Annotated in this window: 22 protein-coding genes and 1 pseudogene; 16 read left to right on the top strand and 7 right to left on the bottom strand. The window is 70.9% G+C overall.

Translation table 11 applies throughout. The features are described 5' to 3' along the window. Positions 1 to 47: 47 nt before the first annotated feature. A complete protein-coding gene (gene ppgK, locus ACFV6X_RS32090; protein ID WP_385389624.1) occupies positions 48 to 815 on the bottom strand; it encodes a polyphosphate--glucose phosphotransferase in 768 nt (255 codons plus the stop codon). 73 nt (positions 816 to 888) lie between these two features. Beyond that, the gene (locus ACFV6X_RS32085) at positions 889 to 1,911 is read right to left on the bottom strand and encodes a 4-hydroxy-3-methylbut-2-enyl diphosphate reductase (protein ID WP_385389622.1); all 1,023 of its coding nucleotides are present in this window, start codon (positions 1,909 to 1,911) and stop codon (positions 889 to 891) included. A gap of 117 nt (positions 1,912 to 2,028) precedes the next feature. Between ACFV6X_RS32085 and ACFV6X_RS32080 the strand changes: the two are divergent. The 4 genes and pseudogenes from ACFV6X_RS32080 to ACFV6X_RS32065 all read left to right on the top strand — a co-directional run bounded on the left by ACFV6X_RS32080 (position 2,029) and on the right by ACFV6X_RS32065 (position 5,646). Continuing rightward, positions 2,029 to 3,397, top strand: a pseudogene (locus ACFV6X_RS32080) (APC family permease). Positions 3,398 to 3,438: 41 nt separating this feature from the next. Further along, the gene (gene xseA / locus ACFV6X_RS32075) at positions 3,439 to 4,647 is read left to right on the top strand and encodes an exodeoxyribonuclease VII large subunit (protein ID WP_385389621.1); all 1,209 of its coding nucleotides are present in this window, start codon (positions 3,439 to 3,441) and stop codon (positions 4,645 to 4,647) included. Positions 4,648 to 4,656: 9 nt separating this feature from the next. Further along, complete coding sequence (locus ACFV6X_RS32070) at positions 4,657 to 4,899, top strand: exodeoxyribonuclease VII small subunit (RefSeq protein ID WP_385389619.1); 243 nt, start codon at positions 4,657 to 4,659, stop codon at positions 4,897 to 4,899. Positions 4,900 to 5,055: 156 nt separating this feature from the next. Beyond that, complete coding sequence (locus tag ACFV6X_RS32065) at positions 5,056 to 5,646, top strand: malonic semialdehyde reductase (RefSeq protein WP_385389618.1); 591 nt, start codon at positions 5,056 to 5,058, stop codon at positions 5,644 to 5,646. 79 nt (positions 5,647 to 5,725) lie between these two features. Here ACFV6X_RS32065 and ACFV6X_RS32060 read toward each other — a convergent pair whose 3' ends face one another. Further along, complete coding sequence (locus tag ACFV6X_RS32060) at positions 5,726 to 6,262, bottom strand: DUF4245 domain-containing protein (protein ID WP_385389616.1); 537 nt, start codon at positions 6,260 to 6,262, stop codon at positions 5,726 to 5,728. A 126-nt stretch (positions 6,263 to 6,388) separates the two neighbouring features. Here ACFV6X_RS32060 and glpX point away from each other — a divergent pair, with 126 nt between their 5' ends. Then, positions 6,389 to 7,420, top strand: coding sequence for a class II fructose-bisphosphatase (glpX, locus tag ACFV6X_RS32055; protein WP_365450980.1), 1,032 nt, complete (start codon positions 6,389 to 6,391; stop codon positions 7,418 to 7,420). 176 nt (positions 7,421 to 7,596) lie between these two features. Here glpX and ACFV6X_RS32050 read toward each other — a convergent pair whose 3' ends face one another. Together ACFV6X_RS32050 and ACFV6X_RS32045 are read right to left on the bottom strand one after the other, a co-directional pair. Next, the gene (locus ACFV6X_RS32050; RefSeq protein ID WP_385389615.1) at positions 7,597 to 7,974 is read right to left on the bottom strand and encodes a WhiB family transcriptional regulator; all 378 of its coding nucleotides are present in this window, start codon (positions 7,972 to 7,974) and stop codon (positions 7,597 to 7,599) included. A 172-nt stretch (positions 7,975 to 8,146) separates the two neighbouring features. Continuing rightward, entirely contained in the window at positions 8,147 to 8,830 is a 684-nt protein-coding gene (locus ACFV6X_RS32045) for a DUF1707 domain-containing protein (RefSeq protein ID WP_385389614.1), read from the bottom strand. A 171-nt stretch (positions 8,831 to 9,001) separates the two neighbouring features. On the opposite strand from ACFV6X_RS32045, the gene ACFV6X_RS32040 reads away from it, so the two are divergent. From ACFV6X_RS32040 to ACFV6X_RS32025, 4 genes are all read left to right on the top strand, one after another. Continuing rightward, complete coding sequence (locus tag ACFV6X_RS32040) at positions 9,002 to 10,669, top strand: fumarate hydratase (RefSeq protein WP_385389613.1); 1,668 nt, start codon at positions 9,002 to 9,004, stop codon at positions 10,667 to 10,669. Positions 10,670 to 11,090: 421 nt separating this feature from the next. After that, complete coding sequence (locus ACFV6X_RS32035) at positions 11,091 to 12,506, top strand: class II fumarate hydratase (RefSeq protein WP_385389612.1); 1,416 nt, start codon at positions 11,091 to 11,093, stop codon at positions 12,504 to 12,506. An 83-nt stretch (positions 12,507 to 12,589) separates the two neighbouring features. After that, positions 12,590 to 13,282 carry a DUF402 domain-containing protein gene (locus ACFV6X_RS32030; protein WP_385389610.1) on the top strand — a complete coding sequence of 231 codons (693 nt, stop codon included), beginning with the start codon at positions 12,590 to 12,592 and terminating at the stop codon, positions 13,280 to 13,282. A 290-nt stretch (positions 13,283 to 13,572) separates the two neighbouring features. Beyond that, a complete protein-coding gene (locus ACFV6X_RS32025) occupies positions 13,573 to 15,642 on the top strand; it encodes a SpoIIE family protein phosphatase (RefSeq protein ID WP_385389608.1) in 2,070 nt (689 codons plus the stop codon). 40 nt (positions 15,643 to 15,682) lie between these two features. On the opposite strand, the gene ACFV6X_RS32020 is transcribed toward ACFV6X_RS32025, so the two are convergent. Next, the gene (locus ACFV6X_RS32020; RefSeq protein WP_385389607.1) at positions 15,683 to 18,037 is read right to left on the bottom strand and encodes a transglycosylase domain-containing protein; all 2,355 of its coding nucleotides are present in this window, start codon (positions 18,035 to 18,037) and stop codon (positions 15,683 to 15,685) included. A 235-nt stretch (positions 18,038 to 18,272) separates the two neighbouring features. Between ACFV6X_RS32020 and ACFV6X_RS32015 the strand changes: the two genes are divergently transcribed. The 5 genes from ACFV6X_RS32015 to ACFV6X_RS31995 all read left to right on the top strand — a co-directional run bounded on the left by ACFV6X_RS32015 (position 18,273) and on the right by ACFV6X_RS31995 (position 23,093). Then, positions 18,273 to 19,208, top strand: a complete 936-nt coding sequence (locus ACFV6X_RS32015) for an SPFH domain-containing protein (RefSeq protein ID WP_385389605.1) — start codon at positions 18,273 to 18,275, stop codon at positions 19,206 to 19,208. Further along, positions 19,205 to 19,453, top strand: coding sequence for a hypothetical protein (locus ACFV6X_RS32010; RefSeq protein WP_385389603.1), 249 nt, complete (start codon positions 19,205 to 19,207; stop codon positions 19,451 to 19,453). The genes ACFV6X_RS32015 and ACFV6X_RS32010 overlap by 4 nt, the downstream gene beginning before the upstream one ends. A gap of 105 nt (positions 19,454 to 19,558) precedes the next feature. Beyond that, a complete protein-coding gene (locus tag ACFV6X_RS32005; RefSeq protein WP_365450956.1) occupies positions 19,559 to 20,083 on the top strand; it encodes a PadR family transcriptional regulator in 525 nt (174 codons plus the stop codon). Further along, positions 20,080 to 20,766 (top strand): ABC transporter ATP-binding protein, encoded by a 687-nt coding sequence (locus ACFV6X_RS32000; RefSeq protein WP_385389601.1) that lies wholly within the window; start codon positions 20,080 to 20,082, stop codon positions 20,764 to 20,766. Before ACFV6X_RS32005 ends, ACFV6X_RS32000 begins: the two co-directional genes overlap by 4 nt. Beyond that, positions 20,763 to 23,093: an ABC transporter permease gene (locus ACFV6X_RS31995; RefSeq protein WP_385389600.1), complete on the top strand. Its 2,331-nt coding sequence runs from the start codon at positions 20,763 to 20,765 to the stop codon at positions 23,091 to 23,093. The genes ACFV6X_RS32000 and ACFV6X_RS31995 overlap by 4 nt, the downstream gene beginning before the upstream one ends. Here ACFV6X_RS31995 and ACFV6X_RS31990 read toward each other — a convergent pair. After that, complete coding sequence (locus ACFV6X_RS31990) at positions 23,038 to 24,051, bottom strand: LysR substrate-binding domain-containing protein (protein ID WP_385389599.1); 1,014 nt, start codon at positions 24,049 to 24,051, stop codon at positions 23,038 to 23,040. The two genes, ACFV6X_RS31995 and ACFV6X_RS31990, sit on opposite strands and share 56 nt — an antisense overlap. A gap of 135 nt (positions 24,052 to 24,186) precedes the next feature. Here ACFV6X_RS31990 and ACFV6X_RS31985 point away from each other — a divergent pair, with 135 nt between their 5' ends. Both ACFV6X_RS31985 and ACFV6X_RS31980 read left to right on the top strand, forming a co-directional pair. Continuing rightward, positions 24,187 to 24,741 carry a peroxiredoxin gene (locus tag ACFV6X_RS31985; protein ID WP_385389598.1) on the top strand — a complete coding sequence of 185 codons (555 nt, stop codon included), beginning with the start codon at positions 24,187 to 24,189 and terminating at the stop codon, positions 24,739 to 24,741. Between the two features lie 7 nt (positions 24,742 to 24,748). Next, the gene (locus tag ACFV6X_RS31980) at positions 24,749 to 25,282 is read left to right on the top strand and encodes an alkyl hydroperoxide reductase (RefSeq protein WP_385389596.1); all 534 of its coding nucleotides are present in this window, start codon (positions 24,749 to 24,751) and stop codon (positions 25,280 to 25,282) included. The last annotated feature ends 36 nt before the right edge of the window (positions 25,283 to 25,318 follow it).

Below are 25,318 nucleotides of genomic sequence, written 5' to 3'. Positions count from 1 at the left end.
CGGAAACCCGGGACGGCCCAGCGGGAACCCGTGTCGTCCCCCAGGCCCTACACGCCGCTGCCCGGAGCCTGTCCCGCGTCCGCCGCCCGCATCGCCGCCCCCACGATGCCCGCGTTGTTCTGCAGCTCCGCGGGGACGATCTCCGCCCGGATGCCCTCGATGTAGTGCAGGAACTTCTGCGCCTTGCGGCTCACGCCGCCGCCGATGACGAAGAGCTCCGGCGAGAAGAGCATCTCGACGTGCGCCAGGTACTGCTGCACCCGCTGCGCCCAGTGCTCCCACGACATGTCGTGGTCCTCCTTGACCTTGCTGGAGGCCCGCTTCTCGGCGTCGTGCCCGTGCAGTTCCAGATGGCCCAGCTCGGTGTTGGGGACGAGGACACCGCCGGTGAAGACGGCGCTGCCGATGCCCGTGCCGAAGGTCAGCGTGATGACCGTGCCCTTGCGGTCGCGGCCCGCGCCGAAGGCCATCTCCGCGATGCCCGCCGCGTCCGCGTCGTTCACCACGGTGACGGGGACGCCGCCGAGACGGTCGCCCAACAGCACGCGCGCGTCCGTGTCGATCCAGGCCTTGTCGACGTTCGCCGCCGTACGGATCGTGGCGCCGCCCGTGACGACGCCCGGGAACGTGACGCCGATCGGGCCGGTCCAGCCGAAGTGGTCGACGACCTCCTTGACGCCGTCGGCCACCGAGTCAGGTGTCGCCGGGTGGGGGGTCAGCACCTTGAAACGCTCGTCCGTGAGATCGCCCCTGTCGAGGTCCACAGGGGCGCCCTTGATCCCGGATCCGCCGATGTCCACACCGAAGATCTGCATGTCACCACGTTACGACGGACCACTGACGGTCACTACGCCGCATCTGGCGAGGCGCCGACGCGCCCCCGCCGTCTCACCGCTCGCCGGAGGCGCCCTCCGCGTCCGTGCGCCGCGCGATCAGCTCGGCCGCCTCCTCGCGGAGGTCACGGCGGAGCTCCTTGGGCAGCGAGAAGGTGATGGACTCCTCCGCCGCCTTGACGATCTCGACGTCCTCGAAGCCACGCCCGGACAGCCATTCCAGCACCTGCTCGACGAGCACCTCGGGGACGGAGGCACCGGAGGTGACGCCGACCGTCGTGACGCCCTCCAGCCAGGCCTCCTCGATCTCGTCGGCGAAGTCCACGAGGTAGGCCGCGCGCGAGCCGGCGAGCTTGGCGACCTCGACCAGCCGCTTGGAGTTGGAGGAGTTGCGGGAGCCGACGACGATGACGAGTTCGGCCTCGGCACCCATCTGCTTCACCGCGAGCTGGCGGTTCTGGGTGGCGTAGCAGATGTCGTCGCTGGGCGGCGAGATCAGCTGCGGGAACTTGTCCTTCAGGGCGTCGACGGTCTCCATGGTCTCGTCGACGGAGAGCGTGGTCTGGGACAGCCAGACGACCTTGGAGGGGTCGCGGACCTCGACCTTCGCCACGTCGCCGGGGCCGTCGACGAGCTGGATGTGCTCGGGGGCCTCACCGGAGGTGCCGATGACCTCCTCGTGGCCCTCGTGACCGATCAGGAGGATGTCGTAGTCCTCGTTCGCGAACCGGACCGCTTCCTTGTGGACCTTGGTCACCAGCGGGCAGGTCGCGTCGATGGTGGCCAGCCGGCCGCGTTCGGCCTCCTGGTGGACGACCGGGGCGACGCCGTGCGCCGAGAACATCACGATGTTCCCCGGGGGGACCTCCTCCGTCTGCTCGACGAAGACGGCGCCCTTCTTCTCCAGGGTCTGGACGACGTACTTGTTGTGGACGATCTCGTGCCGGACATAGATCGGAGCGCCGTACTGCTCCAGGGCTTTCTCGACGGCGATCACGGCGCGGTCCACACCCGCGCAGTAGCCACGGGGGGCGGCGAGCAGGACACGGCGGCCAGGCGAAGCAGTCATGGCACCCATCGTAAGGCCGCGTTCGGGGGGTCAAAGATCGCGCCCTTGTGACGTTCCTGGGGAGACTGGCCTTGAGCCGCGAGGGACGGGGAAGAGCACCACGTACGTGACGGTCGGAGGCTGCTGCTGTCCGAAACCGGCACGGCGGTGCCCCGGGTGGACGAGGACCACCGCCTGCGGCGCACGCTGGGCTTTCGGGACCTGGTCGTCTACGGGTTGCTGTTCATCGCCCCGATGGCCCCCGTCGGCGTCTTCGGCACCTTGGACGCCAGGTCGCACGGGGCGGTCGCCCTGGTCTACGTCGTCGCCACGGTGGCGATGGCGTTCACCGCATTCAGCTACGCGCAGATGGTGCGCGTGGTCCCCCAGGCCGGATCCGTCTTCGCGTACGCGCGCGTGGGGCTCGGCAAGGAGGCCGGATTCGTCGCCGGCTGGATGGCGATGCTGGACTACCTGCTGATCCCGGCGGTCGCCTATCTCTTCTCCGGCATCGCGATGGAGGCGCTGGTCCCGGAGGTATCGCGCTGGGTGTGGACCGCGCTGGCGGTGGTGGTGACCACGCTGCTCAACCTGTGGGGCGTGCGTGCGGCCGCCCGGGTGGGCTTCCTGGTCCTCGCGCTGGAGATCGTGGTCCTGCTGGTCTTCGTGGTGTCGGCGAGCGTCGTCCTCGCGCGCGAGGGGGCCGAGCGGGCGTGGCTGTCCCCGCTGTCGGGGGACGGGACGCAGGGGGCGGTCGCGGTGTCGGCGGTGATCGGGGCCGTGTCGATCGCCGTGCTGTCGTATCTGGGCTTCGACGCGATCGCCTCGTTCGCCGAGGAGGTGACCGGCGGCTCGCGGCAGGTGGCGCGGGCGGTGCTGTTCTGCCTCGGTCTCGCGGGCGTGCTGTTCGTCGCACAGACGTACCTGGTGGCGCTGCTGGAGCCGGTGTCGTCCGCGGAGCTCGCCGCCGAGCCCGCCAGGCAGGGTTCCGCCTTCTACGACGCCGTGGACGCGTCCGTAGGGACCTGGCTGCACGATCTGGTGGCCGCGAGCAAGGCGCTCGGCGCGGCCTTCGCGGCGCTGGCCGGGCAGGCCGCGGCCGGGCGGCTGCTGTTCGCGATGGCACGGGAGCGGCGGCTGCCGCGGGCCCTGGCCCGGACGGACTCGGGGGTGCCGCGCCTGGCCCTGCTGAGCGCAGCGGTGATCACGATGGTCGCGGCGGTGTGGGCGGCCCGGCAGGCCGACGGCGTGGACCACCTGGTGTCGGTGGTCGACATCGGTGCCCTGACGGCCTTCACGCTGCTGCACGCGAGCGTGGTGGGGTGGTTCGCGGTACGGCGGCGGGGCGGTGAGCTGGTGGCGGCATGTGCTGGTGCCGGTGCTGGGGGCGGCGATCACGCTCGCGGTGATCGTGGCGGCGTCGCGGAGCGCGCAGGTGGTGGGGGCGGTGTGGCTGGTGATCGGCGTGGTGGTGCTGGTGGCGCAGGCCGGCCGGGAGAGCCCCTCCGGCGGCTGAGCACGGGCCGGTTTGTCGGTGCCGCCCACTACGCTCGCGGCATGGCAGTCAACACGTCCCCGGAAACCCCCCTGCCCGTCGGCGAGGTGTCGCGGCTCATCGGGAGCTGGATCGACCGGCTCGGGGCGGTCTGGGTCGAGGGGCAGATCACGCAGCTGTCGCGGCGGCCGGGCGCGGGCGTGGTGTTCCTGACGCTGCGGGACCCGTCGTACGACATCTCGGTCGGCGTCACCTGCTACCGGCAGGTGTTCGACGCGGTCGCGGACGTGGTGAGCGAGGGCGCGCGGGTCGTCGTCCTGGCGAAGCCGGAGTGGTACGCGCCGCGCGGGCAGCTGTCGTTGCGGGCCGCCGAGATAAAGCCCGTGGGCGTCGGGGAGCTGCTGGCGCGTCTTGAGCAGCTGAAGAAGAAGCTGGCGGGCGAGGGGCTGTTCGCGCCGGAGCGCAAGCGGCCGCTGCCGTTCCTGCCGCAGCTGATCGGGCTGGTGTGCGGGCGGGCCTCGGCCGCGGAGCGGGACGTGCTGGAGAACGCCCGGCACCGCTGGCCGGCCGTGCGGTTCGAGGTGCGCAACGTCGCCGTGCAGGGGGTGCACGCGGTGCCGCAGGTCGTGCAGGCGGTGAAGGAGCTCGACGCGGTCGACGCCGTCGACGTGATCATCGTGGCGCGGGGCGGCGGCAGCGTGGAGGATCTCCTGCCGTTCTCCGACGAGCAGCTGGTGCGGGCGGTGGCGGCCTGCCGCACGCCCGTGGTGTCGGCCATCGGCCACGAGCCCGACAACCCGCTCCTGGACCACGTGGCCGACCTGCGGGCCTCCACGCCCACCGACGCCGCGAAGAAGGTCGTACCGGACGTGGGCGAGGAGTTCGAGCGGGTACGGCAGCTGCGGGACCGGGCGCGGCGGTGCATGGCGGCGTTCGTCGAGCGCGAGGAGCGCGGGCTGGCGCACGCGCTGGCGCGGCCGTCGGTCCAGGACCCGCACCGGATGATCGACGAGCGGGCCGAGCAGGTGGCGGCGCTGGCCGAGCGCGGGCGGCGGTGCCTGGGGCACCACCTGGACCGGGCCGAGTCGGAGCTGAGGCACACGCACGCGCGCGTGGTGGCCCTCTCGCCGGCGGCGACCCTGCAGCGCGGGTACGCGGTGCTGCAGAAGGCCGACGGCCACGTGGTCCGCGCACCGGACGAGGTGACGGCCGACGAGCCCCTGCGGGCGCGGGTGGCCGAGGGTGAGTTCTCCGTACGTGTCGATGCTTAGGGTGGGCGGATGAGCGGCAATGTGGACGAGGCGCTGGGCTACGAGCAGGCGCGGGACGAGCTGATCGAGGTCGTACGGCGGCTGGAGGCGGGCGGTACGACGCTGGAGGAGTCCCTCGCGCTGTGGGAGCGCGGCGAGGAGCTGGCCAAGGTGTGCCGGCGGTGGCTGGAGGGCGCGCGGGCCCGGCTGGACGCGGCGCTGGCCGAGGGGGCGGCGGAGCCCGGGGCCGAGGCAAGGGCCGACCAGGAGTGATCGGCGCGGCGCGGGCCTGACCCGCGGTGCGGTGTGAAGCCGATCACCGCCCACCCGATTTGATTGAAGCTTGAACTTCTTTTGGCGTACGGTCGGTCTCGTCAGTGGGTCCGTGCACAGTACATGGACCCGACGCAGCACCAGGAAAGATCACGTATGTCTCTCGTTCTCGACCCCGCCGCCCAGGACCTGCTCTTCCGTGAGGCCCGCACCGCGAACACCTTCACCGACGAGCCGGTGACCGACGAGCAGGTGCAGGCGATCTACGACCTGGTCAAGTACGGCCCGACCGCCTTCAACCAGTCACCGCTGCGCATCACCCTGGTCCGCTCCGCCGAAGCCCGTGAGCGCCTGGTCCAGCACCTGTCCGAGGGCAACCGGGCCAAGACGGCCGCCGCCCCGCTGGTCGCGATCCTCGCCGCGGACAACGAGTTCCACGAGGAGCTGCCGCAGCTCTTCCCGCACGCCCCGCAGGTCAAGGACGCGTTCTTCACCGAGCGCCCGGCCCGCGAGAACGCGGCCGGCCTGAACGCCGCCCTCCAGGCCGCCTACTTCATCATCGGCGTGCGCGCCGCCGGGCTGGCCGCCGGCCCGATGACCGGCATGGACCTCGAGGGTGTGCGCAAGGAGTTCCTCGACGACGACCACACCCCGCTGATGGTCGTGAACATCGGCCGCCCGGGTCCGGACGCGTGGTTCGCGCGCTCCCCGCGACTGGCGTACGACGAGGTCGTCACCACCGTGTGAGCCCCCTTCTTCGCGCGAGAGGCCCCCGGCAGCCGCTGCCGGGGGCCTCTGCGTCGTCGCCCTTGTCGCCGCTACCGGGTCACGACGTCCTCAGCGCCTTCGCCATCGTCGTCAGCTGCTCGAACGAACCCGTGCCGGCCACCACCGTCGTCGCGCCCTTGGCGTCGTCGTCCTCCGCCAGGACCAGCGCGTCGTACCGGCCGCCGGTGTAGCGGACCCACGTACGGCCGCCGATCTCCTCGGTGACCTTCGTCTCCTGCGCGCCCTGGGTGGCGTCCTCGATGAACGGGATCCGCTTGTCCATGGACTGCTTCACCGTGACGTACTCCCCGTCGGGGGCGTGGAAGCCGAGGTGCCAGGCGTCCTGCTGCTGGCCGTCGAAGCGGACCGACGTCGGCTTCCAGGTCTGCGGGAGGCCCTGCGGCGCGGCCACCGGATACGCCGCGGCGCGACGGGCCGTGAGCAGTTCGACCCGGTAGTCCACCCGTTTGACGTCTGGTTCCTGGTCGTCGTCGTGCGGGATGAAGAGGTACATGACCAATCCCGCCAACACGATCAGGCCCAGGGAGAGAACCATGTCCCGGACCGTCTTCTGCTTGCCGTTCGCACCTGCCACGCGTCCTATCGTCGCAGGTGCCCCGGCCGCTCATCCGTAGGGGGCCCTGCTCATTCTGTCGATCTGACGATAGAGTCGTCGCCGAACCCTCATCCGGCCGTCGTCGTATCAGAAAGGTGCGTTCCGATGACCGAGCATCACTTGCCGTCCGAACTCGATGTGCCCTCCGAGGCCCCCGACCGCAACCTCGCCCTGGAACTGGTCCGGGTGACCGAAGCCGCGGCGATGGCCGCGGGCCGCTGGGTCGGCCGCGGGGACAAGAACGGCGCCGACGGTGCCGCGGTACGCGCCATGCGCGCCCTCGTCTCCACCGTCTCCATGAACGGCGTGGTCGTCATCGGGGAGGGCGAGAAGGACGAGGCGCCGATGCTCTACAACGGGGAGCGGGTCGGCGACGGGACCGGGCCGGAGTGCGACATCGCCGTCGACCCGATCGACGGTACGACCCTGACCGCCAAGGGCATGACGAACGCCATCGCGGTGCTCGCGGCGGCGGAGCGCGGCTCGATGTTCGACCCGTCGGCCGTGTTCTACATGGACAAGCTGGTCACCGGGCCCGAGGCGGCGGACTTCGTCGACATCGACGCGCCGGTGTCGGTGAACATCCGGCGGGTGGCCAAGGCCAAGCGCTCCGCGCCGGAGGACGTGACCGTCGTCATCCTCGACCGGCCGCGGCACGAGCGGCTCATCGAGGAGGTCCGCGAGACGGGTGCGCGCATCAAGCTGATCTCCGACGGCGACGTGGCCGGGTCGATCCTGGCGCTGCGCGAGGGCACGGGCGTGGACCTGCTGCTGGGCGTGGGCGGGACGCCGGAGGGGATCATCTCGGCCTGTGCCGTGAAGTGCCTCGGCGGGACCATCCAGGGCAAGCTGTGGCCCAAGGACGACGAGGAACGGCAGCGGGCGATCGACGCCGGGCACGATCTGGACCGGGTGCTGACGACCGAGGACCTGGTGACCGGGGAGAACGTGTTCTTCGTGGCGACCGGGATCACCGACGGGGAGCTGCTGCGGGGCGTTCGCTACCGGTCGGAGACGGCCACGACGGACTCGATCGTGATGCGGTCCAAGTCGGGGACCGTGCGGCGGATCGACTCCGAGCATCGGTTGAGCAAGTTGCGGGCGTACAGCGCCATCGATTTCGAGCGGGCGAAGTAGGCGCCTGACCTTCGAAGCAGGCGCTTGACCTCCGGGGCGGTGCGGGACGTCGGCGGCTGCGGGTGCGTCGTGGCTTGCCGCGCGGTTCCCCGCGCCCCTGAGGCCCGAGCACCGACCGGCACGACCGAAGGCGCCCCCTGTGCGGAGGGGGCGCCTTCGGTCGTGTGGGGCAGGGGTCAGCCGGCCGCCGCTATACGGCTGTCGGCGCGGGCCGTCTTCTTCAGCTCCAGTTCGCGCCGGCGACGCCGGGCCAGGACCACGCGGCGTTCGGCGGCGGTGAGGCCGCCCCAGACGCCGTAGGGCTCCGGCTGGAGGAGCGCGTGTTCGCGGCACTCGACCATGACGGGGCAGCGGGCGCAGACGCGCTTGGCCGCCTCCTCGCGGGAGAGCCGGGCGGCGGTGGGCTCCTTGGAGGGCGCGAAGAACAGGCCGGCCTCGTCGCGCCGGCACACGGCCTCCGTGTGCCATGGGGCGTCTTGGTCCCTGTCTCGCGCTGGCACCCGCTGGGCCGGAACGGCAGCTACCTGCAGGGACGAATGCGGCGGTTGCAGCACGGTCTACTCCTGACGACGGCTTCGCGAGCGAGAGACGATGCAGCAAGGTCTACCCGCTGTACGCGCGCCTATGCAGGGAGTCCCCAACGACCGGAATCAGGGGATACGGATGCGCCGCCCGGGACCACCGGAAGTGACCGCATCCCCGCCTTTCAGGCCGACTTCCCGACCGTCAGCGGTCCAGGTGCTTGCGCAGGCCCTTGTCGAGCTTGCGCTGCACCCGGTCGAGGATGTCCGCCACCAGCTTCCCGCGCTTGGGCCGCGCCTCGATGTTGCCGAGCACGGCCCAGCCGTCCACGAAGACGACGGGCGCGTCGGGATCCGGGGCGTCCTGGTTGTCGACCTCGAAGTTGCCGAGGACGCCACCACCGGAGCCGCGCAGCGAGACGTTCTCCGGCACCTGGACCTCGACGTTCCCGAAGACGGACCAGGCCTTGATCACGACCTGCTGGTACTCGAAGACCGCCTCGCTGAGATCGATCTCGACGCTGCCGAAGACCGAGTACACGTGGATACGCCGGCCCGCCCGCCAGCGGCCCTTGCGCACCGCGGCGCTGAACACCGCGACCACGTTCTCGTCGGGGTCCGCCGGTATCGCACCGGCCGAGGGGCGCTGGGGCGCGGAGGCGTACACGGGGGTCGCGCGGGCCTGGTGCACCCCGGGCAGGTCCCGGACGTACGGCTCCAGTTCACCGACCGTCTTGGCGGTGTAGACACCCTCCACCCGCTCGGCGTGCTCCTCGGCGCTGAGGCGGCCCTCCGCCAGGGCCTCGCGCAGGATGTCCGCGAAATGGTCGCGGTCGGCGTCGGAGGCGCGGAGTTCGGAGCCGGGCGCGGTCTGCTTCTGAAGGTCCACAGCAGCAGCGTACCCACACACGATAGATCGCGACACCCCAGGAGGTGGACCGGGCACGTCGGTTCGAACTGAGCCTTACCTCACAAGCTTGCCGTCCGTGCCACGTCCTACGCTTGTGGACGCTGCCAATGGATGCCAGCCGCTGTCTGCCGTGAGTGAGGAATGGGCGCGATGCCTGAGTTCGAGTACACCGATCTTCTCCCCATGGGGGAGGACACCACCCCGTACCGGCTGGTGACCTCCGAGGGTGTCTCCACCTTCGAGGCCGACGGGCGGACGTTCCTCAAGGTCGAGCCCGAGGCGCTGCGCAAGCTCGCCGAGGAGGCCATCCACGACATCCAGCACTACCTGCGCCCGGCCCACCTGGCCCAGCTGCGCCGGATCATCGACGACCCGGAGGCGTCCGGCAACGACAAGTTCGTCGCCCTGGACCTGCTGAAGAACGCCAACATCGCCGCCGCGGGCGTGCTGCCCATGTGCCAGGACACCGGTACGGCGATCGTCATGGGCAAACGCGGGCAGAACGTGCTGACCGACGGCGGCGACGAGGCGGCCCTGTCCCGGGGCATCTACGACGCCTACAAGAACCTCAACCTCCGCTACTCCCAGATGGCCCCGCTGACCATGTGGGAGGAGAAGAACACCGGCTCCAACCTCCCCGCGCAGATCGAGCTGTACGCGACCGACGGCGGCGCCTACAAGTTCCTCGTCATGGCCAAGGGCGGCGGCAGCGCCAACAAGTCCTTCCTCTACCAGGAGACGAAGGCCGTCCTGAACGAGGCCTCCATGATGAAGTTCCTGGAGGAGAAGATCCGTTCGCTGGGCACGGCCGCCTGCCCGCCGTACCACCTGGCCATCGTGGTCGGCGGCACGAGCGCCGAGTACGCGCTGAAGACCGCGAAGTACGCCTCGGCGCACTACCTGGACGAGATCCCCGCCGAGGGCTCGCCCCTCGGGCACGGGTTCCGGGACAAGGAGCTGGAGGAGAAGGTTTTCGAGCTGACGCAGAGGATCGGTATCGGCGCGCAGTTCGGCGGCAAGTACTTCTGCCACGACGTCCGTGTCGTCCGCCTTCCCCGGCACGGCGCGTCCTGCCCGGTCGCCATCGCCGTGTCCTGCTCGGCCGACCGGCAGGCGGTCGCGAAGATCACCGCCGAGGGCGTCTTCCTGGAGCAGCTGGAGACCGACCCGGCGCGCTTCCTCCCCGACACCACGGACGAGCACCTCGACGAGGCCGGCGACGTCGTCAGGATCGACCTCAACCAGCCGATGGACGACATCCTCGCCGAGCTGACCAAGTACCCGGTCAAGACCCGCCTCTCCCTCACCGGCCCTCTGGTCGTGGCCCGCGACATCGCGCACGCCAAGATCAAGGAACGGCTGGACGCGGGCGAGGAGATGCCGCAGTACCTGAAGGACCACCCGGTGTACTACGCCGGCCCCGCGAAGACCCCCGAGGGCTACGCCTCCGGCTCCTTCGGCCCGACGACGGCCGGCCGCATGGACTCCTACGTCGAGCAGTTCCAGGCGGCGGGCGGCTCCAAGGTGATGCTGGCCAAGGGCAACCGCAGCCAGCAGGTCACCGACGCCTGCGGCACGCACGGCGGCTTCTACCTCGGCTCCATCGGCGGCCCCGCCGCCCGCCTCGCCCAGGACTGCATCAAGAAGGTCGAGGTCGTCGAGTACGAGGAGCTCGGCATGGAGGCCGTCTGGAAGATCGAGGTCGAGGACTTCCCCGCGTTCGTCGTGGTCGACGACAAGGGCAACGACTTCTTCAAGGACCCCGCCCCCGCCCCGACGTTCACGTCGATTCCGGTTCGGGGACCCGGGCTGGCGTAACCCGCCGGAACGCCCCGGGGTCTCCCGGTCCGAACCCCTTCGCGAGGCCCCGCGCACCGGACAGGTGCCGGGGCCTCGTCCACTGTTCCCTCACCGCCGCGCCCTCGCACGGCCGGTCTCGACTCCTCACACCGGGTCGGCGGTTCCGGGTCGGCGCCGACGCACGTCCCGCGTGGCGGCCACCTCGTCACCGGTGGCGGTGACGGCACGCTGCGCGTCCGGCAGACCGACACCGCCCGTGCGCGGTCGATGCTGTGCGCCACCACCCGGCACGCCATGACCGCCGCCCGCCGGAGGGAGTACGTGTCGCCGGACCTGCCGTACGAGCCACCTTGCGGAGGCTGACTGCCGGCTCGCGCGATCCTGGAACGGGAATACGCCCCCGCAGGCGACGCGCTTCCCACCTGGAGGTACTACAACGATGACGAAGACGACGAACGCCGACGACGGCGACCAGAAGTACCGCATCGAGCACGACTCGATGGGCGAGGTGCGGGTCCCGGCCGACGCCAGGTGGCGGGCCCAGACCCAGCGGGCCGTGGAGAACTTCCCGATCTCCGGGCAGCGGCTGGAGCCCGCGCACATCGAGGCGCTCGCGCGGATCAAGGCCGCTGCCGCGACCGTCAACGCCAAGCTCGGCGTTCTCGACAAGGACATCGCGGAGGCCGTCCAGGAGGCGGCTCGGGAGGTGGCGGAGGGTCGCTGGGACGAGCACTTCCCCGTCGACGTGTTTCAGACGGGGTCCGGCACCTCGTCCAACATGAACACCAACGAGGTCATCGCGACCCTCGCGAGCGAGCGGCTCGGCCGGGACGTCCACCCCAACGACCACGTCAACGCGTCCCAGTCGTCCAACGACGTCTTCCCGTCCTCCCTGCACATCGCCGCCACCGCCGCCGTGCTGCGCGACCTGATTCCGGCGCTGCGGCACCTCGCCGCCGCCCTGGAGCGCAAGGCGGAGGAGTTCGCCGACGTGGTGAAGTCGGGGCGGACCCATCTGATGGACGCCACACCCGTGACGCTGGGCCAGGAGTTCGGGGGGTACGCCGCCCAGGTGCGCTACGGCATCGAGCGGCTGGAGGCCTCGCTCCCCCGGCTCGCCGAACTGCCCCTCGGCGGCACGGCGGTCGGCACCGGCATCAACACCCCGCCCGGTTTCCCGGCGGCCGTGATCGCGGAGGTGGCCCGCGCGACCGGCCTGCCGCTCACCGAGGCCCGCAACCACTTCGAGGCGCAGGGCGCCCGGGACGGGATCGTCGAGACCAGCGGGCAGCTGCGCACCATCGCCGTCGGACTGACGAAGATCGCCAACGATCTGCGCTGGATGGCGTCCGGGCCACGCACCGGGCTCGCCGAGATCAACCTGCCCGATCTCCAGCCCGGTTCGTCGATCATGCCGGGCAAGGTCAACCCGGTCGTCCCGGAGGCCGTGCTCATGGTCTGCGCCCAGATCGTCGGCAACGACACCACGGTCGCCACGGCGGGCGCCTCCGGCAACTTCGAGCTGAACGTGATGCTCCCGGTCATCGCGAAGAACGTGCTGGAGTCCGTCCGGCTGCTCGCCAACGTCTCCCGGCTGCTCGCCGACCGGACCGTCGACGGCATCACCGCCAACCGGGAACGCGCCCGCGAGTACGCCGAGTCGTCCCCCTCCGTGGTGACGCCGCTGAACAAGTACATCGGGTACGAGGAGGCCGCCAAGGTCGCCAAGAGGTCGCTGGCCGAGCGCAAGACGATCCGTCAGGTCGTCCTGGAGGGCGGCTACGTGGAGCGCGGTGACCTCACGGTGCAGCAGCTCGACGAGGCGCTGGACGTCCTGCGGATGACGCACCCGTGACCGGTACACGGGGCCGTGTCACCGGCGCGTGAACCGTGACACGCGCCGCAGCGTCGTATGCCGGTGACACCTAATATCTGTGCATGGCGGACGACGGAGCGGTGAGACGCGTGGAAGCGGGCGGAGCTACGGCCTTCTGGGCGCCGGGCAGTCACATCCTGTGGCGGTACCGGGAGAACGCAGGCGACCGCTTCCACATCGCGCGCCCCGTCACCGTCGTGCGCGACGACGCCGACCTGCTCGCCGTGTGGATGGCGCCGGGCACGGAGTGCGTCAAGCCGGTGCTCGCCGACGGGACGCCGGTGCACCTGGAGCCTCTGGAGACGCGCTACACCAAGCCGCGGACGGTGCAGCGCGACCACTGGTTCGGCACCGGTGTGCTGAAGCTGGCCCGGCCTCGTGAACCCTGGTCGGTGTGGCTGTTCTGGGACCCGGGCTGGCAGTTCAAGAACTGGTACGTCAACCTTGAGCAGCCGCTGGTGCGTTGGAGCGGCGGCGTGGACTCCGAGGATCACTTTCTCGACATCTCCGTTCATCCGGACCGCAGTTGGCACTGGCGGGACGAGGACGAGTTCGCGCAGGCCCAGCGGGACGGCCTGATGGACGCCGCGCAGGCCGCACACGTCCGGGACGCGGGGCGGGCCGCGGTGGAGGTGATCCGCGCCTGGGGGCCGCCGTTCGCCGACGGCTGGCAGCACTGGCGGCCGGATCCGGCCTGGGTCGTACCCTCACTTCCGGAGGACTGGGATCGTATGCCTGCGCGTGTGTCCTCATGAGACCCTTGCTGCGCCCCCGGGCGGGAAACGTAGGATCGTCCTCCGCAAGGGGCGCGCGGCGACAACTCGCAGGGCGCGCAGCGAGCTTGACCGGATGTCACCGAGGGGCGGCAGGACGTGAGCGAGGGCTACGAGGGCAACACCCGTGGGGGCCGCGGCCGGTCCGCCGGTGACACAGGAACAGCCTCTGACCACGCGGGAATCCCGTTCCTGGGGCATGTATTCCGGGTATCGGGACTTCGGCGGGACGAACTGCACGCGCGATGCAAGGCGCGCACGGCCCCGGACGGATGGATTCGACACGCGTGACGGAGCAGCCGACATCTTTCGAGCGCCCCCAGCCGGGCGTCGACCCCGTGGATCCCCGCGGGGCGCTCCTGCGTACCCCGGCGGCGCCGCTGACCTCCGGTGCCGCCGCTTTACCCGCACAGGCCCGCAGCGCCGGTGAGACGCCCTCGGGCACGTCCGTGACGCCCGGCGGTGCCGCCGGTCCGGAGCACTCCCAGCCGGCCGCGGCCGAGCCCGACAACCACCGCCCGCGCCCGGCGCCGGAGGCCATCCCGGCGCAGCCCGGCATCGACCCGGAGCGTTCGGGCCCCGGCGGCCAGGATCGCCGTACCGGCCAGCCGTCCCCGCTCGGCCGGCCCACGCCGATGCGGCGGGACGGCGACCGGCTGCGCTTCGTGGGCGCCGCCACCCGGCGGATCGCCCGCGGCATCGACCTCGACGAGATCGTCATGGGGCTGTGCCGGGCCACTGTGCCGACGTTTTCCGACGCGATCCTCGTCTATCTGCGCGATCCGCTGCCGGTCGGCGACGAGCGGCCCACGGGCCCCGTCGTGCTGCGGCTGCGGCGCACCGACCGGATCCCGGAGGAGCGGGACACCGAGGGCGGTTTCGCGCCGGTGCTCCAGCCGGAGCCGTCGGAGCTGTCGACGCTGACCGCCGAGCTGTGCGAGGTCCGGCCCGGGGGCGCGCTCGCCGAGGTGCTGCGCGGGGTACGTCCCGTGTTCGCCGACGCGCCCGCCGCCCGTGCCGCGCTGCCCGAACTGCTCGGCGAGAACGGCGAGGCGGTGATCCCCGCCGGCCAGCGGGCCATCCTCGCCCCGCTGCGCGGCCGCCGGCGCGTGATCGGCGCCGCGGTCTTCCTGCGCCGCCCGGAGCGGCTGGCGTTCGAGGCGGACGACCTGCTCATCGCGGCCCAGCTCGCCACGCACAGCGCGCTCGGCATCGACAAGGCGGTGCTGTACGGCCGCGAGGCGTACATCGCCGACGAGTTGCAGCGCACCATGCTGCCCGAGACCTTGCCGCAGCCGACGGGTGTCCGGCTGGCCTCCCGCTACCTTCCGGCCGCCGAGACCGCACGGGTCGGCGGCGACTGGTACGACGCCATCCCGCTGCCCGGCAGCCGGGTCGCGCTCGTCGTCGGCGACGTGATGGGGCACTCCATGACGTCCGCCGCGATCATGGGCCAGCTGCGCACGACGGCGCAGACGCTCGCCGGGCTCGACCTGCCGCCGCAGGAGGTGCTGCACCACCTCGACGAGCAGGCCCAGCGGCTCGGCACCGACCGCATGGCGACCTGCCTGTACGCGGTCTACGACCCGGTGTCGCACCGGATCACCATCGCCAACGCCGGCCATCCGCCACCGGTGCTGCTGCACCTGGGCGGGCGGGCCGAGGTGCTGCGCGTCCCGGCGGGCGCGCCGATCGGGGTCGGCGGCGTCGACTTCGAGGCCGTGGAGCTGGACGCGCCGGCCGGGGCGACGCTGCTGCTGTACACGGACGGGCTGGTCGAGTCCCGGCTGCGGGACGTGTGGACCGGCATAGAGCAGCTGCGCGAGAAGCTGGCCGCGACCGCGCAGCTCACCGGGCCGGATCATCCGCCGCCGCTGGAAGCGCTGTGCGACGAGGTGCTGGACATGCTCGGACCGGGCGACCGGGACGACGACATCGCGCTGCTCGCCGCCCGGTTCGACGGGATCGCGCCGAGCGATGTGGCGTACTGGTACCTGGAGCCGGAGGAGATGGCACCGGGCAAGGCCCGGCGGCTGGCCCGCAGTGCGCTGTCCCGGTGGGACATGGAGGAGCTGACGGACTCCGTCGAGCTGCTCATCAGTGAGGTCGTCACGAATGCCGTGCGGTATGCGTCGCGGCCGGTGACGCTGCGGTTGCTGCGGACGGACGTGCTGCGCTGCGAGGTGGGCGACGACGTGCCGCAGCTGCCGCGCCTGCGGCAGGCCCGTGCCACGGACGAGGGCGGGCGTGGGCTGTATCTGGTGAACCGGCTGGCCCGGAGGTGGGGGGCGACTCGGCTCAGCACCGGGAAGGTCGTCTGGTTCGAGCTGAATCGCGGGTGAACGTCGAGGGCGCCCGGCGGAATCCGCGGGGCGCCCTCTTCTATCGCTCGTCGTCCGGGAGGAACGGGTTCTCCGGGGCCGTCGGGGTCGTCGGTATGGACGGCGGGGGTTCCGTCGAGGGGGTCTGCGACGGCGGCGACTGACTGGGCGTCTGGCTCGGCGTCTGACTCGGCGTCCGGGTCGGGGACTCGGACGTCGGGGGTGCCGACGTCGGCGGCTCGGACGTCGGAGCCTCGGTGGTCGGCTCGTCACTGGGGGTCGGGGTGTAGGTCGGCTTGACCGCGGCGCCCTGGGTGGTGTCCAGGTCGAACTTGCTGACCTCGTCCATCACGCCGAAGGTGTAGGCCGCCCAGATCTGCGCCGGGAACCCGCCGCCGTTGACTCGGCCCTTGCCCGGGAGGGTGCCGGTGGCCCCCGCCATGTTCACCTGCTTGCCGGTCTTGGCGTCCTGGCCGAACAGGCCGACCGAGGTCACCAGGTCCGGGGTGTAGCCGGTGAACCAGGCGGACCTGCCGTAGTCGGAGGTACCCGTCTTGCCGGCCACCTGCTGCCCGTCACGCTCCGGGTTGTCGCGCACCGACCTGCGGGCGGTGCCGTCGTCGACCACGCCGGTGAGCACCGAGGTGACCGTGTCGGCGGACTCCCGGCTGATGACCTGATCGCCGACGGGGTCCGGCAGGTCCACCACGGTGTCCTTGTGCTCGGCCGAGGCCAGCACCGCCGGCGTGACCTTCTTGCCGTGGTTGTCGAGGGTGGCGTAGATCCCCGCCATCTCCAGCGGGCTCGCGCCCATGGAGCCGAGCGTCTGGGCCGGCACCGCCTGCATGCCCTCGGTGTCCATGCCGAGCTCGCCGGCGACCTTCATCACCTCGTCCATGCCGACGTCGACGCCCATCTGCGCGAAGACGGAGTTGATGGACTTGTTCATCGCGGTCTGCACGGTGACGTCGCCGTAGTCGACGTCGTCCTCGTTCGGCGGGGCGAAGCCGACCTTCTCGCCGCTGTCCATGACCTGGTGCCTGCTGTCACCGTCGTAGATCGTGTTCGCGGTGATCGGCTCGCCGTCCTGGGTCTCGGCGGCCTCCTCCACGGCGGCGGCCAGGATCACCGGCTTGAAGGTGGAGGCCGGCTGGTAGTCGCGGCGGGTCGCGTTGTTCGTGTAGTGCTTGACGTAGTCCACGCCGCCGTACATCGCGACGACCTTGCCGGTCTTCGGGTCGACGGACACGGCGCCGGGCTGGATGTTCGCGTCGACCTTGCGCTTCTTCGGGTCGAGCTTGCTCGCGAACTGGTCCTCGGCGGCCTTCTCCAGCTGGGCCTGCTTCTTCTTGTCGACGTTCAACGTCAGGTTCCAGCCGCCGCGCTTGACCATGGCGAGGGCCTGGTCCTGGTCCTGCGCCGTCCCCTGGGCGACCAGCCGCCGGGCCAGCTCCACGTTGGCCGCGTCGACCCAGTAGCCGGTCTGGCCCTCCATGCCGGGATTGCCCTGCGGCTCCTTCGGAACCGGGAACTTCATCCCCTGGCGTTCGGAGGCGCTCAGCCAGCGCTTCTCGACCATGTTGTCCAGGACGTAGTTCCAGCGGTTCTTCACCAGTCGCTTGCTGGTCTCCGAGGCGGCCGCCCAGTCGTACTGGCTCGGCGCCTGGAGCAGCGCGGCGAGGTACGCGCCCTGCTCGACGGTGAGTTCGTCGGCGTCCACGCGGTAGTAGGCCTGCGCCGCGGCCTGGATGCCGTAGGCGTTGCGGCCGTAGTAGCTGGTGTTGATGTAGCCCGCGAGGATGTCGTCCTTGGACATCTGGCGGTCCACCTTCAGCGAGATCACCAGCTCCTTGAGCTTGCGGGTGACCGTCTGTTCCTGGCTGAGGTAGTAGTTCTTGACGTACTGCTGGGTGATCGTCGAACCGCCCTGCGCGCCCTTGCCGCTGAGGGTGTTGAGCAGGCCTCGGGTCGTGCCTTTCAGATCGACGCCGTTGTCCTGGTAGAAGGACTTGTTCTCGGCGGCCACGAAGGTCCGCTGGACGGCCTTGGGCACCCTGGCCAGGTCGACGACCTCGCGGTTGACCTCGCCGTCGCGGACCAGGACCGTGCCGTCGCTGTACTTGTAGACGTTGCTCTGCAGCTTCGCCGCCGCGTTGCCCTCGGGGACGGACACCAGCAGGTACAGCAGGATGAAGCCGCCGATGCCGAGCAGGCACAGGCCGAGGAAGGTGCCGAGCATCTTCCGCCAGGTGAACAGCCTGCGTATGCCGCTCTTCCCGGACTTGCCGGGCCTGCCCCGCCGCCGGCCGGGGCCGGTCGGGCCTTCCTGGCTCGCAGCGCGCGACGAACGGCGGTTCTTCGGCGCCGCGCGGTGGCCACCTCGCTGCCGCGCTCGTCTGTCTTCCGCTCGTCCCATGGGTCCGTTCGCTCCGCTCCGCTCTCGGGTGTCACTTCGGTTCCGTGGCTCAGGTCAGCTCAGAAAGCTAACACCGCTCTCTATGACAAAGTCCGACTCTTTCGGTCTTTTACGGACGTGACAATCAGCACGCCTTCCTACGGAACCGACGCCCGAAGGGGGGTCGAGGTTGCCGTGTCGGGGTAAAGTGATATCACTTAGCTAGGAAAGAGCTAGACAGAAACGGGGGACCCTCATGTCCACGCACGACTCACCGGCCGTCGCCGACGTCCCGGAGATGCCCGCCCCACGCGTCCGGGAGTTCCAGGCGCACAGCATCGGCGGCGGACTCGCCCTGCTCCTCGGCCTGATCGGGCTGCTGGGCGGCATCGCCATGATCGTCAGCGCCACGACCGTCGCGGGGACCGGCCTCAAGGCCACGCTGATCGTCCTCGGCATCCTTGTCGCGATCTCCGCGTTCGTCGCGATGTGCGGGCTGAACATGGTGGCGCCGGGCGAGGCCCGCGTCGTCCAGCTCTTCGGGCGCTACCGCGGCACGATCCGGCAGGACGGCCTGCGCTGGGTGAATCCGCTCACCTCGCGCACCAAGATCTCCACCCGCGTCCGCAACCACGAGACCGCGGTCCTGAAGGTCAACGACGCCTACGGCAACCCGATCGAGCTCGCCGCGGTCGTCGTATGGCGCGTCGAGGACACCGCGCAGGCCTCCTTCGAGGTCGACGACTACATCGAGTTCGTCTCCACGCAGACCGAGGCGGCCGTGCGGCACATCGCCATCGAGTACCCCTACGACTCCCACGAGGAGGGCGGCCTCTCGCTGCGCGAGAACGCCGAGGAGATCACCGAGAAGCTCGCCGTCGAACTGCACGCGCGCGTGGAGGCGGCCGGCGTGCAGATCATCGAGTCCCGTTTCACGCACCTCGCCTACGCCCCCGAGATCGCCTCGGCGATGCTCCAGCGGCAGCAGGCCGGCGCGGTCGTCGCGGCCCGCCGGCAGATCGTGGACGGCGCGGTCGGCATGGTCGAGATGGCGCTGGCCCGGCTGACCGAGCGGGACATCGTGGAGCTGGACTCCGAGCGGAAGGCGGCGATGGTGTCCAACCTCATGGTGGTGCTGTGCGGTGACCGGGCCGCCCAGCCGGTCGTCAACACCGGGACGCTCTACCAGTGACGGATCCGTCCGAGGAGGCTTCCTCGAAGCGGCGGCCGCCGCAGCAGCGCAAGCAGGTGCTGCTGCGGCTGGACCCGTCGGTGTACGAGTCGCTCGCCCGCTGGGCGTCGGACGAGCTGCGGTCGGCCAACGCGCAGATCGAGTTCCTGCTCCGCAAGGCCCTCAAGGACGCGGGCCGGCTGCCCGGCGACGCCGGGCCCCTGCCCCGCCGGGGCCGGCCGCCCGGAGGCCCCCCGCCGCAGTAGCAGAACCGTGACAATCTCCTCCCACCTGCGGCGACGCACCCTTCCCCACGATCTACACACCGTGCGTATACACCCGACGTATACCCGGTATGTAGAGTGCTCGTCATGTCCATCGGTCACACTCTCCTCGGGCTCCTGGAGTCCGGCCCCCGCCACGGCTACGACCTGAAGCGGGCCTTCGACGAGAAGTTCGGTCAGGACCGGCCCCTGCACTACGGCCAGGTCTACTCGACGATGTCCCGGCTGCTGAAGCACGGCCTCGTCGAGGTCGACGGCATCGAGCCGGGCGGCGGGCCGGAGCGGAAGCGCTACGCCATCACCGACGCCGGCATCACCGACGTCGAGCGGTGGCTCGCGACGCCGGAGAAGCCGGAGCCGTACCTCCAGTCGACCCTCTACACCAAGGTCGTCCTCGCCCTGCTCACCCGGCGCGACGCCGCCGACATCCTCGACACCCAGCGCTCCGAGCACCTGCGCCTGATGCGGATCCTCACCGACCGCAAGCGCAAGGGCGATCTCGCGGACCAGCTGATCTGCGACCACGCGCTGTTCCATCTGGAGGCGGATCTGCGGTGGCTGGAACTGACCGCCGCACGGCTCGACAGGCTCGCGGAGGTGGTGACGAAGTGACTCCCACCGGTGCCCTGCTCGTGGCCGAGGGACTGTACAAGACGTACGGCCCCACCACCGCCCTGGACGGCGCGGACTTCTCCATCCACCCCGGCGAGGTCGTCGCCGTGATGGGCCCCTCCGGCTCCGGAAAGTCCACCCTGCTGCACTGCCTCGCCGGCATCGTCCCGCCCGACAAGGGCTCGATCCGCTACGACGGCCGGGAGATGGCCACGATGGACGACGCCCGGCGCAGCGCGCTGCGGCGCTCGGAGTTCGGGTTCGTCTTCCAGTTCGGCCAGCTCGTGCCCGAGCTCACGTGCGTCGAGAACGTGGCCCTGCCGCTGCGCCTGAACGGCGCGTCCCGCAAGGCCGCCGAGCGCACCGCCCTGTCCTGGATGGAGCGCCTGGAGGTCGACGGCATAGGGAAGAAGCGGCCCGGCGAGGTCTCCGGCGGCCAGGGCCAGCGCGTCGCCGTGGCCCGCTCCCTGGTCACCGGCCCGCGCGTGCTCTTCGCCGACGAGCCCACCGGCGCGCTGGACTCCCTCAACGGCGAGCGGGTGATGGAGCTGCTGACGGACGCGGCCCGCTCCACCAACGCGGCCGTCGTCCTCGTCACACACGAGGCGCGGGTCGCCGCCTACTCCGACCGCGAGATCGTCGTACGGGACGGCAAGTCCCGGGACATGGAGCGGGTCGTATGAGGCTCCGTCAGTCGCTTCGGGACCTGGCCATGGGCTTCGGGTTCGCGTTCACCGGCCGGGGCGGCTGGGTGCGCGCGGTGCTCACCGCGGTCGGCGTCGGACTCGGCGTGGCGCTGCTGCTGCTCACGGCCGCGATCCCGAGCGCGCTGGACGCCCGGCACGAACGCGAACAGGCCCGCACGGACTACACGTTCGACCCGACGCAGCGGCCGAAGTCGGACTCCACCCTGCTGGTCGCCATCGTCGGCACCACCTTCCGCGACGTGAACGTCCGCGGCCGGGCGCTGGAGCCCGAGGGCCCGAAGGCACCGCTGCCGCCCGGCGTCGACGCGATGCCCGGGGCCGGCGAGATGGTCGTCTCGCCCCGGCTGAAGGAGCTGCTGGAGTCGCCCGACGGGAAGCTGCTGCGCGAGCGGCTGCCGGAGCGGATCGTGGGCACGATCGGTGAGCCGGGCCTGGTCGGCTCCGCCGAACTCGCCTTCTACCGCGGTGCCGAGGGGCTCTCCGCCCACCTGGGCCAGGGTGCGGTCCACCGGATCGAACGGTTCGGGGAGCCGATCGCGGGCAACTCCGACCCCTGGGACCCGGTACTGCTGCTGCTGGTCCTCGTGGTCTTCGTGGTCCTGCTGATGCCGGTGGGGGTCTTCGTCGCCGCGGCCGTGCGGTTCGGCGGCGAGGGACGCGACCGGCGGCTCGCGGCGCTGCGGCTGGTCGGCTCCGACAGCGGGATGACCCGTCGGGTCGCGGCCGGTGAGGCACTGGCCGGTTCGCTGCTGGGCCTGGTCTTCGGCACCTGCTTCTTCCTGGTCGGACGCCAGCTCGCCGGGCAGGCGGAGGTGTTCGACGTCAGCGTCTTCCCGAGCTACCTCAACCCCTCCCCCGCCCTCGCCGCGCTGGTCGCGGTCCTGGTCCCGGCGGCGGCCGTGCTGGTCACCCTCCTCGCGCTGCGCGGCGTGGTCATCGAACCGCTCGGCGTGGTGCGCACGGCCAAGCCGAGCCGCCGCAGGCTCTGGTGGCGGCTGCTGCTGCCGCTGGCCGGCCTGGGCATGCTCGCCCCGATGATCGGCCAGGGCAGTGACCAGGGGAACTTCAACCAGTACCTGGTCGTCGGCGGCGTGATGCTGCTGCTCATCGGCGTCACCGCGCTGCTGCCGTGGATCGTCGAGACGGTCGTCGCGCGGCTCGGTGCGGGTTCGGTCTCCTGGCAGCTCGCCGTCCGCCGCCTCCAGTTGAGCAGCGGCGCGGCGGCCCGCACCGTCAACGGCATCGCCGTGGCGGTGGCCGGGGCGATCGCGTTGCAGATGCTGTTCGCCGGGGTGGAGAGCGACTTCACCCGGCAGACCGACTACGACCTCAGCAGGGCGCAGATGCAGGTGCGGCTCTCGGAGGGCGTTCCCCTGGCCGCGGCCGCCGAGGAGTTCCGGCGGACCGACGGCGTGCGCAAGGTCTACGCCTTCTCGGAGGGCTATCTCGGCGAACGGCGCGAGGACCCCGAGCAGGGCGCCCAGGTGACGGTCGGCGACTGCGCCGAACTCCGGGTCCTGGCGAAGCTGCCGTCGTGCCGGGACGGAGACGTCTTCGCGCTGGCCGGCGCGGAGTGGGACACCGACATCGCCGGGCTGGCGAAGCCGGGCCGGACGCTCTACTTCGACCCGACCTACGAAGGCAGCCCCAAGGGCGCGGAGGCCGCGTGGAAGGTGCCGGCCGTGCGCGACGCGACCGCTCTGCCGGGCCTGACGGGTGAGCCCCGGGGCGGGTTCCTGGTCACGCCCGAGGCCCTGCCGCAGGCGGCCCTGAGAACGACGACCAGCGAGGTGTACCTCAAGATCGACGACACCAGGCCGGAGGTGCGCGACCTGGTGCGCAACACCTCGGCGGCGGTCGACCCGCTCTCGGACCCCATGGTGTGGGCCTCCACCGAGCGCGCCGACCGCTACGACTCCATCCGCACCGGCCTGTTCGTCGGCGCGGCCTGCGTCCTGGCCCTGATCGGCGCGAGCCTGCTCGTCTCCCAGCTGGAGCAGTTGCGCGAACGCAGGAAGCTGCTGTCGGCCCTGGTGGCCTTCGGCACCCGGCGTCGCACGCTGAGCCTGTCCGTGCTGTGGCAGACGGCGATCCCGATCGTGCTGGGACTGACCCTGGCATCGGTGGTGGGGCTCACCCTGGGTGCCGTCCTGCTGAAGATGACGACCACGGCGCTGAGCGTTGACTGGTCGAGCGTGCTGGCCATGATCGGCATCGGCGCGGGCGTCGTCCTCGTCGTCACGCTGCTCAGCCTGCCGCCCCTGCTGCGGATGATGCGGCCGGAGGGCCTGCGCACCGAGTGAGCTGCTCGGCGCCGCTCAACACGCGTACGGGAAGCGGCCGCAGTGCCTCGCGCAGTGCGGCCGCCAGCTCCCCGTACTCCGCACCGCGCGCCGCGCCCGTCCGCATCGCCAGCGCGATCCGGCGGGTCGGCGCGGGGTCGGAGAAGTACCCGGTGAGCAGCTGATTGCTGCGGCTCGTCTCCACCTTGACGGCGGTACGCGGCAGCAGGGTGCAGCCCAGGCCGCCGGCGACGAGCTGGACGAGGGTGGACAGTCCGGCGGCGGTCGTGGTGACCGGCGCGTTCTCGCGGCCGGCCTCGCGGCAGATGTCGAGGGCCTGGTCGCGCAGGCAGTGCCCCTCGTCGAGAAGAAGCAGGTTGAGCTCCTTGAGCGCCTCCCGCGGAATGCCCTCGCGTCCGCCGAGCCAGTGGTCGAGCGGCGTGACGAGGACGAAGTCCTCGTCGAACAGCGGCAGTTCGCCGACTCCAGGGACCCCTAGGGGCACGGCGAGCAGCAGCAGGTCGAGCCGCCCCGAGGTGAGCCCGTCCAGCAGGCTGGCGGTCTGCTCCTCGTGCACCTGGAGGTCGAGGTGCGGGTAGCGGTCGTGCACCAGCCGCAGGACGGTGGGCAGCAGGTAGGGCGCGACGGTCGGGATCACACCGAGCCGCAGCGCGCCGGTGAAGGGCGCCCGCACGGCCTCGGCCTCCTCCATCAGGGCGCCCACCTCGGCCAGCACCGCCTTGGCGCGGACGGCGAGCCGCTCGCCGGCGGGTGAGAGCAGCACCTTGCGGGTCGTACGCTCGAGAAGCGTGACGCCGAGGACCTCCTCCAGTGTGGAGACGGCTCCGGAGAGGGCGGGCTGGCTCATGCCGATCGCGGCGGCGGCGTCGCGGAAGTGCAGATGCTCGGCCACGGCCGCGAACGCGCGCAGCTGGGCGAGGCTGGGCTGACGCCGCCTACTGGTGTTACCAACGGTCACTGATAGCTACCTCCGATCAACTCGACCGAGTGTAGCTATTTCCCGAATCAATGCGCGTTGTGCCACGATCGGCCACGTCCAACCCATGGGGAAGACTCGCCAAAAGCGGGTCTTCCTGCGCTGCAAGGAGAGCTAGTGCTCACTGTCGGTGACAAGTTCCCCGAGTTCGAACTGACCGCCTGCGTCTCGCTGGAGAAGGGCAACGAGTTCGAGGAGATCAACCACAAGACCTACGAGGGCAAGTGGAAGGTGATCTTCGCTTGGCCCAAGGACTTCACCTTCGTGTGCCCGACCGAGATCGCCGCCTTCGGCAAGCTGAACGACGAGTTCGCCGACCGTGACGCGCAGGTCCTCGGCTTCTCCGGCGACTCCGAGTTCGTCCACCACGCCTGGCGCAAGGACCACGACGACCTTCGGGACCTGCCGTTCCCGATGATGGCCGACTCCAAGCACGAGCTGATGCGCGACCTGGGCATCGAGGACGAGGACGGCTTCGCCAAGCGCGCGGTCTTCATCGTCGACCAGAACAACGAGATCCAGTTCGCCATGGTGACCGCGGGTTCCGTCGGCCGTAACCCCAAGGAGGTCCTGCGGGTCCTCGACGCGCTCCAGACGGACGAGCTGTGCCCGTGCAACTGGAGCAAGGGCGAGGACACGCTGGACCCGGTCGCCCTGCTCGCCGGGGAGTGATCCACGCATGTCCCTCGACACCCTGAAGTCCCGTATCCCGGACTACGCCAAGGACCTGAAGCTCAACCTGGGTTCGGTCATCGGCAACTCCGACCTCCCGGCCCAGCAGCTGTGGGGCACGGTGCTGGCCACCGCCATGGCCGCGCGCTCCCCGATCGTGCTGCGTGAGCTGGAGCCGGAGGCCAAGGCGGCGCTGTCGCCGGAGGCGTACACGGCGGCCAAGTCCGCCGCGGCGATCATGGCGATGAACAACGTCTTCTACCGCACCCGGCACCTGCTGTCCGACCACGAGTACGGCACCCTGCGCGCGGGTCTGCGGATGAACGTCATCGGCAACCCCGGTGTGGACAAGGTCGACTTCGAGCTGTGGTCCTTCGCCGTCTCCGCCATCAACGGCTGCGGCATGTGCCTCGACTCCCACGAGCAGGTCCTGCGCAAGGCCGGCGTCGACCGCGAGGTCATCCAGGAGTCCTTCAAGATCGCTTCCGTCGTCCAGGCGGTCGCGGTCACCCTGGACGCCGAGGCGGCACTCGCCGAGTAGTCCCCCGCAACGCCCAGGTCCCGCCCACCGATCGGT

Source organism: Streptomyces sp. NPDC059861, from assembly GCF_042731435.1.
GTDB lineage: Bacteria > Actinomycetota > Actinomycetes > Streptomycetales > Streptomycetaceae > Streptomyces.
The sequence above is the reverse complement of the archived record's forward strand: the minus strand, read 5'-3'. Positions and strand labels throughout refer to the sequence as shown.